At 35.5% G+C, this 12,966-nt stretch carries 17 protein-coding genes and 2 tRNA genes; 6 read left to right on the forward strand and 13 right to left on the reverse strand.

Features of this window, described 5'->3' with window-relative positions; all coding sequences use genetic code 11:
• Positions 1 to 310 precede the first annotated feature (310 nt).
• Positions 311 to 1,228, forward strand: coding sequence for a type II methionyl aminopeptidase (map, locus tag K8N75_RS02625; protein WP_223790585.1), 918 nt, complete (start codon positions 311 to 313; stop codon positions 1,226 to 1,228).
• Between the two features lie 128 nt (positions 1,229 to 1,356).
• Here map and frhB read toward each other — a convergent pair whose 3' ends face one another.
• The 4 genes from frhB to frhA are packed head-to-tail and all read right to left on the reverse strand — an operon-like array spanning position 1,357 to position 4,742.
• On the reverse strand, positions 1,357 to 2,238 hold the full coding sequence (gene frhB, locus K8N75_RS02630; protein ID WP_223790586.1) for a coenzyme F420 hydrogenase subunit beta: 882 nt from the start codon (positions 2,236 to 2,238) through the stop codon (positions 1,357 to 1,359).
• A 12-nt stretch (positions 2,239 to 2,250) separates the two neighbouring features.
• On the reverse strand, positions 2,251 to 3,039 hold the full coding sequence (gene frhG, locus K8N75_RS02635) for a coenzyme F420 hydrogenase subunit gamma (RefSeq protein WP_223790587.1): 789 nt from the start codon (positions 3,037 to 3,039) through the stop codon (positions 2,251 to 2,253).
• A 3-nt stretch (positions 3,040 to 3,042) separates the two neighbouring features.
• A complete protein-coding gene (frhD, locus tag K8N75_RS02640) occupies positions 3,043 to 3,513 on the reverse strand; it encodes a coenzyme F420-reducing hydrogenase, FrhD protein (RefSeq protein WP_223790588.1) in 471 nt (156 codons plus the stop codon).
• 11 nt (positions 3,514 to 3,524) lie between these two features.
• Positions 3,525 to 4,742 (reverse strand): coenzyme F420 hydrogenase subunit alpha, encoded by a 1,218-nt coding sequence (gene frhA, locus K8N75_RS02645; RefSeq protein ID WP_223790589.1) that lies wholly within the window; start codon positions 4,740 to 4,742, stop codon positions 3,525 to 3,527.
• Between the two features lie 347 nt (positions 4,743 to 5,089).
• Between frhA and K8N75_RS02650 the strand changes: the two genes are divergently transcribed.
• The 4 genes from K8N75_RS02650 to K8N75_RS02665 all read left to right on the forward strand — a co-directional run bounded on the left by K8N75_RS02650 (position 5,090) and on the right by K8N75_RS02665 (position 6,561).
• On the forward strand, positions 5,090 to 5,521 hold the full coding sequence (locus tag K8N75_RS02650) for a PepSY domain-containing protein (protein ID WP_223790590.1): 432 nt from the start codon (positions 5,090 to 5,092) through the stop codon (positions 5,519 to 5,521).
• Positions 5,522 to 5,554: 33 nt separating this feature from the next.
• Positions 5,555 to 6,280, forward strand: coding sequence for a proteasome assembly chaperone family protein (locus tag K8N75_RS02655; protein ID WP_081882666.1), 726 nt, complete (start codon positions 5,555 to 5,557; stop codon positions 6,278 to 6,280).
• An 8-nt stretch (positions 6,281 to 6,288) separates the two neighbouring features.
• Positions 6,289 to 6,362, forward strand: a tRNA-Arg gene (locus K8N75_RS02660).
• 124 nt (positions 6,363 to 6,486) lie between these two features.
• Positions 6,487 to 6,561: transfer RNA gene (locus tag K8N75_RS02665), tRNA-Arg, on the forward strand.
• A 79-nt stretch (positions 6,562 to 6,640) separates the two neighbouring features.
• Here K8N75_RS02665 and K8N75_RS02670 read toward each other — a convergent pair.
• Positions 6,641 to 7,042 (reverse strand): DUF5518 domain-containing protein, encoded by a 402-nt coding sequence (locus tag K8N75_RS02670; RefSeq protein WP_338038024.1) that lies wholly within the window; start codon positions 7,040 to 7,042, stop codon positions 6,641 to 6,643.
• Between the two features lie 197 nt (positions 7,043 to 7,239).
• On the opposite strand from K8N75_RS02670, the gene K8N75_RS02675 reads away from it, so the two are divergent.
• A complete protein-coding gene (locus tag K8N75_RS02675; RefSeq protein WP_223790591.1) occupies positions 7,240 to 8,043 on the forward strand; it encodes a class I SAM-dependent methyltransferase in 804 nt (267 codons plus the stop codon).
• Positions 8,044 to 8,319: 276 nt separating this feature from the next.
• Here K8N75_RS02675 and K8N75_RS02680 read toward each other — a convergent pair whose 3' ends face one another.
• The 8 genes from K8N75_RS02680 to K8N75_RS02715 all read right to left on the reverse strand — a co-directional run.
• Entirely contained in the window at positions 8,320 to 8,523 is a 204-nt protein-coding gene (locus tag K8N75_RS02680; protein WP_223790592.1) for a hypothetical protein, read from the reverse strand.
• A gap of 83 nt (positions 8,524 to 8,606) precedes the next feature.
• Positions 8,607 to 9,812, reverse strand: a complete 1,206-nt coding sequence (locus tag K8N75_RS02685) for a TIGR00375 family protein (RefSeq protein WP_223790593.1) — start codon at positions 9,810 to 9,812, stop codon at positions 8,607 to 8,609.
• A 145-nt stretch (positions 9,813 to 9,957) separates the two neighbouring features.
• Entirely contained in the window at positions 9,958 to 10,731 is a 774-nt protein-coding gene (locus K8N75_RS02690; protein ID WP_223790594.1) for a proteasome assembly chaperone family protein, read from the reverse strand.
• Positions 10,732 to 10,911, reverse strand: coding sequence for an RNA-protein complex protein Nop10 (locus K8N75_RS02695; RefSeq protein WP_223790595.1), 180 nt, complete (start codon positions 10,909 to 10,911; stop codon positions 10,732 to 10,734). It abuts the gene before it with no gap.
• Positions 10,908 to 11,687 (reverse strand): translation initiation factor IF-2 subunit alpha, encoded by a 780-nt coding sequence (locus K8N75_RS02700; RefSeq protein ID WP_223790596.1) that lies wholly within the window; start codon positions 11,685 to 11,687, stop codon positions 10,908 to 10,910. The genes K8N75_RS02695 and K8N75_RS02700 overlap by 4 nt, the downstream gene beginning before the upstream one ends.
• Before the next feature lie 99 nt (positions 11,688 to 11,786).
• Entirely contained in the window at positions 11,787 to 11,972 is a 186-nt protein-coding gene (locus K8N75_RS02705; RefSeq protein ID WP_223790597.1) for a 30S ribosomal protein S27e, read from the reverse strand.
• Positions 11,973 to 11,981: 9 nt separating this feature from the next.
• Entirely contained in the window at positions 11,982 to 12,260 is a 279-nt protein-coding gene (locus K8N75_RS02710) for a 50S ribosomal protein L44e (protein WP_223790598.1), read from the reverse strand.
• 159 nt (positions 12,261 to 12,419) lie between these two features.
• A partial coding sequence (locus K8N75_RS02715) for a DNA replication complex subunit Gins51 (protein WP_476703442.1) occupies positions 12,420 to 12,966 on the reverse strand: 547 nt, incomplete at its 5' end.

Below are 12,966 nucleotides of genomic sequence, written 5' to 3' on the forward strand. Positions count from 1 at the left end.
ACCCCTTTACAGTTTATCAAAACTTATATATGTATTTTTTTTAAACTAACCAAATATCCTTTCTATTTTCAATATAAATTAATTTTGAAGGATTCTAAATCATAGCCCTGTATTTTATTCACATCTTAATATGAAAAATTATTTGCACCTGATTTTTATATAGTGGTTTTTATAATAATATTGTATTAGATGTTATTTTAAATTTACTAGTTGAAAAGAAGAATTAAAATATTAGATTAATATTAATTGAGTTTAAATCAAAATAAAAGAAATTATTTGTAATCAATTTTAAATAGTATAAGTGAGTGTTATGATGGAAATGTATAAAAAACCAGGCCAAATCGTTTCAAAGGTCAGAAAAATGGCTGTTGATCATATCAAAGCTGATATGAAAATCATAGATCTTGTTGAATATGTTGAAAATAATATAATTGAAATGGGAGGAATGCCCGCATTTCCATGTAATGTTTCTATAAATGAAGTAACTGCACATTATACCTCACCTCCAGGGGATGATTCAACCATCAAAAGAGGAGATTTAGTTAAAATCGATTTAGGTGCCCATGTAGAGGGTTACATTGCAGATTCTGCAGTTAGTGTTCTTGTTGGTGCAGATGATTACACTGATCTTGATTCATCTGAACACGATTTAAATTTGAAGATGATAGAAACAGCACAAAATGCTCTTGAAAGTGCTATTAATACTATAAAAGATGGTATTGAAATTGGTAAGGTTGGAACTGCTATTGAAGAAACTATTAATCAGAACAACCTTAATTCAGTTTCCAATTTAACAGGACATAGTATGGATCGCTGGATACTGCATTCAGGTGTTTCTGTTCCTAATATTAAAGAAGATAATAAACACATAATCCAAGAAGGAGATGTTCTTGCAATAGAACCATTCGTAACTAATGGAATCGGTCGTGTGGGAGATATGAATGATACATACATCTTCAGATTCCTAAGAGATCGTCCAATGCGTATGGTTCAAGCAAGAAAACTTCTTAAAATAATTGAAATAAATTACAGGACTCTTCCTTTTTCCCAAAGATGGTTAACAGAACATATAAACTCGAAACATCTTAATATGGCAATGAGACAACTGCTATCATCCCGTGCAATATATCCGTATCATGTTTTAAAGGAAAAAAGTAATGCAAGGGTAGCTCAAGCAGAACACACAGTAATTGTGGAGTCTGACGGATGTAAAATAATAACCGAATAAAATATTAAAAATTTTACGAGACATCCTCGATTTAAATTAAAATAAGAACTTAAATAATTATTTTAAAAATAAAGACAGAAGTAAGGGGATTAAATCCCACTTTACTATATTCTGTACAATTTCTTTGCTTAGACGTTTGCGAGTGGATCTTCCTTCTCGCTACTTCCTTTGTATGGAACTGGTAATCCCATTGCTTTTCGTCTATCGATCTCCTTCATCGCCTTCTCCTTTTTCTGAGTTGCGAGTTTTGTGAGCATCTCTAGACCAAATTTACCTTCGTTGACGGCTTTGGTTTCAATAACACCTGCATCGACTGCTGCTTTGAATATTGTTTCTCCAGCGTCTGTACGTGTGAATACTGTTGACCAACCATCTCCTGATCCAACTGAACCTGTAGCTACGTCTGATAATTCAGAAACGTAGTCAAGGCAGACTTTACATCCACTCTGTTCGTAGCCGTGGGTTTCTTTGAGTGGAAGTGATAACACCTCATCTGCTGTATGGATCCAGAATTTACCTTTTCCAATATCCATTTTCTCTACTAGTTCTGGGGAAACTCCCATTTTTGCCATTAATGTTTCAAGTGACGTAAATGGGAAGTTCTCCATACAGAATATACCTGTTATAAGAGCTATCTTATCTGCAAGGAACCTCACACCGAATGGATATGACTGCATTTTCCTTATACCCATAGTTTGGCATGGAATTGCAACAGTACCTAGTTTTTCAAGTCCATACTGTCTTACGGCTTTTTTAAGCATCCAAACGTTTGGTGAGAATGTGTATTTAGTTCCTGCTGCGGCGAGTATTTCGTCGGAGCTCATTGCAACCATTGGTTCTGGTTTCCAGAAATCCTTTCCAGGTCCTGCGACAACAGCACCATCTATTAGTTTTTCATCAAGGGCGTAGCAGAAGAGAGCAGAAACAATTCCTCCGTCCTGTGCGATCTTCTGGATTTCCTTGTCAGTTGATCTTGCAGTAACAACTTCTTTGTATGTTCCTAATACCATTTTCTCTTCCTCCTATAACCCCAAGTCCTGTTTAATCCTATCTGCTGGCCACCAGCTTCTAGGGCACTGGGTGTAGCATATACCACATTTCACGCATCTTGCGCTGGTGAGTTCAGGCCTACCATCGGTCATGGTTAATGCTCGTGTCTGACAGGACATGGCACATGTTCCACATCCGATACATAGGGCCTGGTTTACAACCTTATACTGAAGGTCGCATCCACATGCTTCTGTGTACCCAACTAAATCTATCATTGGTTGTAGGTAATCCATGTCACCGTTAATTACAGCTACAACTGTCTTTGCAATTATTTCTGGTGATGGTGGACATCCTGGTATTGCACAATCTACTTTTACAAGGTCTGCGATTGGCACGAATGATTCGTGATCTGGGCGAGCCTGCTGTCCTCCTCTGGAGTAACGGGTGAAACACCCTGTTGCTGCGCAGGAACCGAAAGCTACTACGAGTCCGGCTTTTTCCCTTGCTTCCATGAGTTCTTTGACACTGTGTTCGTCCTGCAGACATACTGAACCTTCTACAAGTACTAGGTCCATTTCTGGCATTTCCCATACATCTGCCAGTGTTTGTCCATAAACAATTTCCACCATATTGGTGAGTAATTCGGCTAAAATGTCGTAGTTTTCACTGAGCGACATAACGTCACCGGTACATCCTGATAAGTGAACGTATCCGATTCTTGGTTTTGCTTTTTCTTCAGCCACTTTTTCAACCTCCTCTTTTGAAGCTAGTTCTTCTGGTTTTGCCTCCATTCCTAAAAATTCCTTTATTTTGGCTAACATGGGCTAAACCTCTATTTCTTTTAAAATTATTTCAATGGCCTTGGGAATTGCATCTTCCACACTTTCTGTTAAACCCAACACAATGTCGGGGGCAGAGATTGATTCTGGCTGGACACCAACTACCATTACTTCGCAGACCTTGCTCAGATCATGCAAAGGCTGATTAACTGGCCATGAATGCATATTTTCATATGATCCCTTAGGTAGTTCATCAACACTAAACACTCTGATGGTTCCAGGTTCTGCACCGAAATCTACAATGTCCACTACTATCATCTTCTTCCATGTTTCATGGGGAAGCGAGAATACAAAGTGTGGGCCACCTGTTCCGGCATCTAATGTCATTGTATTATCTGGAAGTGGTTTTTCCTTTGATAACTCGTCTAAAGCATCAATAACTGCTGGTCCAAATCCATCGTCTTTGAACAAGATGTTTCCACAGCCGACTATTAATATCTCTGCATCGTATGGCATGTTAATTCCCTTTAAATCCTGACCATTTCGTTTTTAAGGACGCTCCTGTCGTCATCGTCAACTACAATCACGTGGGTTGCGCATGATAGACAAGGGTCGTATGCTCGTATTACATGAGGTCCGAATTCGTGGTGGAATCCTTCGGTTGCTGGTCCCATGGTTGGAATGTTCCAAGTTGTTGGGACTAGGCAGCTGTAGAACTGTGTTTTTCCATCTGCGATCTGGGCCATGTGTACATCCATTCCCCTTGGACCTTCGATTGCACCAATACCAAGTTTGTTAGTACCAGTTACGTCGTAGTCTGCCATTACAGGAGCTGATGTGTCTAATTCACCAAGAATATCTACAATTTTGGACATATTGGTTTTCATTTCCATTGCTCTTGCAACGTGTTGAGCAACGACACCCTCACCAGAGTATCCTCCGAAGACTGCTGCTCTAGCTCTTGGACCTACTTCTACGTTTCTACCATCGTAGAGAGGTATGGTCGAGCATGCTCTTTTACCTACTTCAGGGTCGTCATACCATGTTTCTGGCATGATTTCGGTGAACCTGTCGAGATCGAATTTGGTTCTGTCACCATAAGTATGGTGTGTGGCTAATGTTGGTGCGTTTGTAACACCTAAACCTGCTGGGAGGTCTTTGTCTGCAACTAAACCTACTATAAGGTCAATGTGTGCATCAACTTTTGGTATAAGTGCTTTTGTACGGGCATATAACCTTTTCCTTGCAAGTTCACTTATGTTACTTGCCATTCCACCGATTCTAACATCTGATGGGTGTATACCTTCTCCGGCAACCATATCAACGACGTACTGTACTGTTTTCCTTATCTCGGAAACAGAGTTTATGGCTGTTGCCATTAGGTTTTCAGGTACGAAGTCAGCTGCGATCAAGAAGTGGTGTATTGCATGGCTGTTAACTGTGTGAGCTGCTAGTGTTAGCTCTCTTAACTGCCTAGCTGCTTTTGGTATCTCAATACCTAAAGAGTCGTCTATAGCTTCTACTGATGCTAGAGTGTGAGGTATAGGACAGACACCACAGATTCTCTGTACTATTACAGGTGCTGTTTCTGGAACTTTGCCTGTTACTATTTTCTCAAGACCTCTAACAGGAGTAATACTAAAGTATCGCCCCTTAGTTACGATTCCTTCATCATCGACATCCATGACTAATTCTGCATGTCCTTCCTGTCGTGACGTTGGCGATATAACTATTTTTTCGCTCAAATGTATCACCTCTTGTTTTTATATAATCTTTTGAACATCAATATTTCTCTTGATTATATATTATATTATAACCTTTTCTTTGAAGGATAAAGTGCAAAATTTATATATAATGAGGAACTAAACTATGAGTTCCTTATTGAACTTAAGAAATAAATATAGGTGTCCAATTAGTAAGAATTAAACAAATTATATTATTAGTCTGCTATTCTGTCTCTATTTATTATTAAAAAAGGATAATTTTAAATCCAAACATGTGTATATAATATATTAATATTGATGAGATACTAATCTTAATATGAGATATTAAAAATATTATTAAAACAAATAATTTACAACGAGTTGAGCCAATGATTGACAAGAAAATATTAATATCCATTGTAATTGTACTTTTAATAGGCGTTGCAGCTGCGAGTTATCAGATTACAACTAAAACTCCAGGAATATGGCAACCAAGTGTCTCTCAGGCTCAAACAGCAGTAGATCATGGATCTTCAGGAGCTTCCTCATCAGCAGCACAGACACAGACAGGATCACAATCTCCATCAACAACCTCGTCTGGACAAAGTGGAACTGAAGGAGTGGATGTGAAAGTATCCCCATCAGACGCTCAGACAATTGCTCAAAATCATAATTTGGAAGCCAACACTATAACCGGCACACCAAAGCTCATAACTTTGGATGGAAAACAATTATATTATGTTCCAATTTTTGATAAAAATAATAATCAAATTGGAGAGATATATGTAAATGCTCAAACAGGTAAAACTAGTTTGGAATAATAAAATATATTTTAATATGTTGGAGGTACCATAATGGTTAAGATGGTTGAGACAGAAGTAGAGTGTTGTAAAATAGTATCAGAAGATGTTAAAGATGCAATAGTTCTAGAAGGATCACCAGAATTAGGCCTTATTGGTAATATACTTGGATGGTTACTTGTTGAAGAACTTAAAATGAAGCAGATTGGATATATAGATTCTAAAGAATTTCCTCCACTTGCGGTTTTATACAAAGGTATCGCAATTCATCCATTTAGAGTATACAGTACAGATGGAATTGTATTGTTCCTATCAGATTTCATAATACCGCCAAATGTTTCATATGACATGTCCAATGCAATAGTGGATTGGATGGAGAGAAACAACAGTAAAGGACTAATCACATTTAACAGTATGGTAGTAATGGAAAAAACTGGCTCTGTTGCAGGAGCAGCTAACTCAGAAGAAGCCCTTAAAAAATTAGGCGAACTTGATCTTCCGATTTTACCATTTGGAAATGTTAATGGACTTTCAGGCTCGTTATTAACAAAAACAGCAATAAAAAACATACCTGCCTCATGTCTGTTTGCAGAGGTTTTGAATCAATACCCAGATCCAAGGGCTGCAGCAAGTTTAGTGAATGTTTTAAATAAGATGTTGAATATAGATGTGAATGCACAACCATTATTAAAAGAAGCAGATGAGATAGAAGAAAGACTCAAAGAATTAGCAAAACGCGTTCAAAGTGAAAATGAGCCTGAATCTCCAATATACAGTTAATTTAAAATGGGCCCGTAGCCTAGTTGGATAGGGCGTCGGACTTCTAATCCGAAGGTCCCGGGTTCAAATCCCGGCGGGTCCGTAATTACTTCTTTTAGAAGTATTGTAGATATTAAAATACATGATAAGATACTGTAAAAAAAATTAAGAATACTTTAAATACCTAAATTCTATTAACAAATATTATTCTTGAATTCAAATCCAATGGGCCCGTAGCCTAGTCAGGATAGGGCATCAGACTCCTAATCTGAAGGTCCGGGGTTCAAATCCCCGCGGGTCCGTTCATAATTACTGATTTTTTATTTTCCTTAAAAAGTAGTATATTTTATGAAATCATTCTGAAAAAAAGAAAAAAGGATATTATTTTGATTCAACTATTTCTTGTTCGGGATATCTTTTTTCTGATTCTATTTTAATTACAGATCCAAGTATTCCTCCTACTAATGCAATTATTATTCCTAAAATCAGATAGGTTAATAGACTAAATACCAAAAGTCCTAACACTGAACTGTATCCTGCAATGTAGTACATTATCAACAGTATAATGGTCAAAATAACTCCACCAATAACTCCAAAAATTCCACCGTTAATTGCACCTACTTTGATATCTCCACCAACCATAAAACCAACAGCTATTCCTGCTAGTAAAAGGTCAATTAATGATATATTTAAGCCAGATAGAATATTTGATACAATGTATAATGCTATTACCGTAATTATGCCAATTATTATTGGCCTCCATTTAATTACATCTTTATTAATTTTATCATCTCCTAATCTTTACATATAATAGCTCAAACCGTATCTTAAAGTTTGTCCAGATTTACACCCAAATTAAACATCCACTGAATTTAAATATGCCCTAATTCCTTTTAGAAAATATTAGAAAAAATCAAAACAATTTAAAATAATACTAAAAATTGATCTAAAATTTTATTAAATTATGGAGAATATTGAATATGAAACAAAAATTGAAAGGCGTATCTAAAACATTGTTGATCCCTCTTTGGACCAGGGCTTTTGAGACAAAACAACCCATCCTATTTATTAAAGATGAAAAAGCTGTTGAAATAATGGAAAATATAGGATACGATTTCACTAAATTTGATGATGAATGGCCCACTCAAGTAAGCATAGCTGTAAGGACTGAACTTCTAGATAATGCAACAAAGGTTTTCATAAAAAATCATCCTCAAGCTGTTATTATAAACATAGGCTGCGGCCTTGACACACGATTTTCAAGATTGGACAATGGCAAAATCCACTGGTATGATCTTGACCTACCCGAAGCAATCCAAATTCGAAAACAATTTTTTGATGAAACATACAGATACAAAATGATAGCCAAATCTGTTTTCGATTACTCATGGATAGACGATATTAAAACCAACCCATCCGTTTTAATAATAGCAGAAGGAATACTTATGTATTTTACTAAACATGAAGTGACAGGATTGTTAAATAAATTGGTTGAATCTTTTCACGATGCAGAAATGATACTTGAAGCAATACCTGCTTCATTGGTTAAACAAAGTGAAAATCAAAATCTTATCAAAAAACAATATAATATAGAAGCTCAATTCCATTGGGGGATAAAAAACGGAAAAAATTTAGAAAGAATAAATGATAAAATTAAGTATCTTGAAGATTGGCATTATTTTGATTATCATAAAGATAGATGGAAATTTATACGCTGGTTTTCTTTAATTCCACTATTTAAAAACAGATTCGGTAATCGGATCGTACATTTGAGATTTTATTGATAGGACTAGAATAATTTCATTTTTCAAATTAAAATAAAATAAACAGATAAAGTCCATTAATCTTTTGGACTTATATTATTAACTCTGAGGAAGATTTCTTCCCAAAACCTGCATCATCAGAGTTACAACTATGAATCCACCTATAAAAATTCCAAAAATTATTATAGCACTACTCATGAATATACTTCCTAATTTTTTAATATGAATGATTCGTTTTTACTGTTAATATATCTTTTTAAAAATTCCACTTAATGATACTTTTCATTGATTATATCATTAATCTTCTAAATATATTTGAGCACTTTTCACCAGTTTTATCAAAGCATTGATCTCATCTGTTAAATCTTCAAAATCATTAGCTGTGATTAAAACAACTACTTGATTTTCCTCGAACATATCTGCATCTTGGGGTATGACAACCATTCTAGCATCTGAGTCCTTAACCTTTGAACATATACCTATACTTGACTTAAGATCCATTTATCCACCCCTTGAAATTATCTTTAAATTTCCAGATATAAATTGATTTTGTCAAACTATAATTCGCTGAAACATATTATTAATCACATGAACAAATTAAGGGTGCTGTTTTGACTTTCAGTAGGGAGTATAATTTCACCATACTCTCCTCCTCCACCAGATTTTATTTGTAATGTGTTGTTTCTAAATGCCTTTATAACATCTGCAACTTTGGGATCTATAATTTTTAGGTCTTTCATTGGCGCGTGTATAAGTGCAGTAATTTCGTCATTGAATTTCATTACCATTTCTTTCCATATTTTCTGTACAAAAACTGTTGTAACACCTTTGCCATGAGTGATACTTATGATCTCTGCTAATGGAAGTATGTGTATATAAGGTGGCCTATGCATAGGGTGGTGTGGTTTTTTCCACTTTGAAAGCTCATGTATCCTATAATCAACACCTTTCTTTATTTTACCTCCACATGGACATCTCATTTTCATTTTTATAGCATCTTCAATTGCGTATTGTGTATAACACTTTGAACATGCTGTAAGATGGTACTTTCCAAGTCTTGGATCGAATCCATAATTAGCATTGATATTCTTATTTAAAATTGCATCCCTAACCCCTTCAAAGGTTAACTTACTAATTTCAAGCTCATTAAACTCTCTTCCAAGACGATGTGGCCATGGAGAATGTGCATCCGAATTGGTTAAAAAAGGGATGTTCTGTAACTCTTCAATTGTGTCTGCCATATCAGAATCTGCAGAAAGACCTAATTCAAGAAAATCGGGCATTTTACCATAGCAGTCTTTAATACTATCATATTCCTTGTAAATACTGGTCCAAGGTGTGAATGCATGAGCCGGGCCAATTATACATCCATATTCATGTGCTATTTCCATTATTTCTTTTCCATTCATTCTTACTCTGGGCCTACCATCAGCATCCATATTCCCCTTCATTTTGCTTCTTATAATCTTCGCAGATTCAATTGATGGGAAAATTATAAGATGGTGAACCCTTTTGATATCTTCTACTTCTGTTGTTAAAATGAATTTAGATTCATTATTTTCTGATGACTCTTGATCCCTAACACTATCCTTTAAAGAAAATATTCCATCTGATGATTCTTCTGTGGTTTCTTCCACCAATGCCATCCATTTCTGGTGTAGTGCATCACCAGTCGCAACCAGATCCAGTCCTTTAAGCTTTGCTTGAGGAGCCATAACAGAAGGAATCATGTTTTTAGAAGTTGCTATAGAATAACGGCCATGTATGTGTAGATCTGCATTTATAATCATATTGATACCCCTTTAAATTTCAAATATATACATTATATATTTTGATATTTCATTCAGAACTATTATAATGAATTGATGTAACAAGGTATTAATAAAATTAATGAAATTAAAATAAGAAATAATAAAAAAAAGTATTTAAAATGGTTTATCCTATATAACGAAGATCTTCTTCGCCTTGGATAATGTTCATGCGGTCGCTCATTTCTTTTTCCATCTGTTGAGCTTTGGATATCATTTTACGGGTTTCTTCAGCTCTTTCCTCAAGTTTTGCAATATCAAGTTCAACTTTGAGTATTTTTTGAAGTATGGTAAGTACTGCCTTTGATGCTTCTGCATCAATGAAGTAACCAGGTGTTTCACCCATTAAACATACACCCATCATATCATTTGACATGCCTAAACCCAATATAAGACCAGAAGCACCGATAATTCCCCCATCAGCAGTTCTTAAGGTGACATTGTGACCTTTTAACATTTCAGCAAGCTCCTTTGTGGTTGCAGCGCCAAAAACTTTGGGTTTATCTACTGGCTGTCCTGTTCCAAGACCTCCAAGTGTGTATATCTGTTTGACACCATGTTTTCCAACAAAGTCAATGATTGCACTACAAATCTCGTACTGACCTTCTGGACTTAATCCCTGAGTATTCCCAACAAGAATTATGTAATCTCTATTATCTTCACCATGAGATTTAAGATAGTAGAACTCATTTTTCATAGGTTCAATAATTCCGTTTTCATCCACAAAAACTTGTGGTGGAAAGGCTGGTGAGTAAAGTTCAGCAAATTTTACTGCATTTAACTCGTGGATCATGTGCTCTGCAACCAGTTTTCCAACATGACCTATACCTGGAAGAGCCTCTATGAATATGGGTTCATTAAGATCTACATTTTCTATGGTTTTAATAAAAGTTTCCTTCATCTAACCAACTCCTTTTCGCTCTTCAAGAGCTGTTTTTTTAAGAATACGTCTATATTTACCGTATTTATCTTCAGGAGAGTATTTTGGAGGGTAGATGACCCCTACCTCCCCCTTGCAGGGGCAATTATCCTTAAGAGTGTATTCTCCACAAGACTTACACTTTTTCATTTTAAGCTTCATTCGAGTTCACGTTGGAAGGTACCTTCGCCTCCCTCCTCCAAAACAACTTCAATTGCTTTGTCTGCTGCTTCCTTAAGGAGGGTTTCTGCAGTTATATAATCTGATGACTTAACCATTAATCTGTACCTTGGAGCCCCAACACACTGAACAGAAATCTCTTCACCATTTATTGCTCCAAGTGCCTTCTTAATAACATCCACACCGTTAGGAGAGTATGATTTTAAATCAACATATCCTGTTATATTAACTTCAGGAGGGGATATATTCTTTTTAGCTACCTCAGTTATTGCGTTAGCCCACTCTTCATCCATACCACGATCCATGAGTGCTTTTGCACCTTCTTCTGCAGCTATTTCAAATGCACCATAGAGATCTCCGAATTCTTCCATGATCCCATAACCGACTTCTTCATAACCTGCATCAAGATCCTTTTCAAGACTTTTTGCAGAGAATTCTAGCAGTTTTTCAGCTTTCTGCTCGATCTTCCACTGTTGGATTTTCCTTGTACGCTGATCTTCCCTTATTCTCTTAAGTGAAACATCAACATGTCCTTTTTTGGGGTTAACACGTAAAACTCTAGCAACGATTTTCTGATTTTCCCTAACATAATCCCTTATGTTTTTAACCCAACCAGAAGAAACCTCGGATATGTGTATAAAAACTTCTTTACCATCATATTCCTCGAGACTTCCGAATGCACCGTAGTTCAAAACCTTGTGAACAGTTCCCACTACCAGATCACCTTCATCTGGCCATTCTTTTCTCATTCTTACCATTAGAACACCTATAATATATTTAAAATATATTATTAATTTTATTTAATTCAATTAATCCATTAATTAGTTTTATTGTACTAATCAAGGATTATAATAATTTTAATCTAAGACTTCAACAATCTGAGCTGTTATCTCAGATTTTCCGCCTTTTGGTTTAACTAGGGTTTTTCCACATATTATGCATTGTACATTGGATGCAGCATGGTCAAAAACTACCTGCTGGTTACCACAGTCAACACATTTAACCCTTAGAAAGTTACTTTTGTTACTTTTATAATTTGCCATATAATCCACCTACATTACGAATTCTACTTTACCTGCTCTGAAGGATGATCTCTTGATGTGGGACTTTCCACATTCCTTACATTTATATCTAAGGTCCAGTTTTTTAATTGGCTTGTTCCTTGATGGAAGTGGCCTTGGGTAACCTCTGTATCCGCTTGTAACCCTTCTAAACTGCCTCTGACCCCACTTGAGCTCACTTGCTTTTCTTCTTTTTGCTTCTAATACTTCGTGAATTGCGTGTTTTTTACAACTTGGACAGTAAGTTCTCCTTTCTTTAGGAATCTTCATTATAATCACCTCTTAAATGTAAAAATAAGTCGTGCAATTAACTTCTTATTAATATGCTATTTTTAAAAACTTATTTAAACTGATATTTTTTTTGTTTAATATCTTGTACTTCTTTATAAAAAGTCCAAATAATATATTAATCTGTTTATCATTTCCAGTTTATTTATATGTTTGTATGAATATTCCCTTTTTGTTTTTCACAAGGATCCTAGCGTTGGGCTCTGGTATTGTTATGAGATCTTGGGGAGATACCGGCCCGTAAACATTCTTATCAACCCCAACAATCGAAGGAAATTCATCAAGAATCATCAAAGTTTTCATTTCATTATTTTCAGATTTTTCCCCTTGTTCCCTATGATCCTCAGATGAATCAGTATTTTCTGATTCCACTGGAATTTCTTTGTTATTCTCTGATTTTGAAGTATTTGTATTGTTCTGTTTTACAATTCCATTTGCCACATCTTCAGATTTTTGGATTTCATTTTTAGATTTGTCACTTCTTGAAGGTTCAGATCCAAACCTTTCAAATATCTGGTTTTCAAAATCATCTTTAACAGGTTTAACATCTTTATTTTCGGTAACCAGAGATTCTGTTTGAGCTTCTGATAAAAGTTCATCGATATTAATTGATTTAAGCGATTTATCTACAGGTTTATCTACAGGTTTATCTACAGGTTTATCTACAGGTTTATCTACAGGTTTATCT

Source organism: Methanobacterium spitsbergense (assembly GCF_019931065.1).
In the GTDB taxonomy this organism is placed as follows: Archaea; Methanobacteriota; Methanobacteria; order Methanobacteriales; family Methanobacteriaceae; genus Methanobacterium_B; species Methanobacterium_B spitsbergense.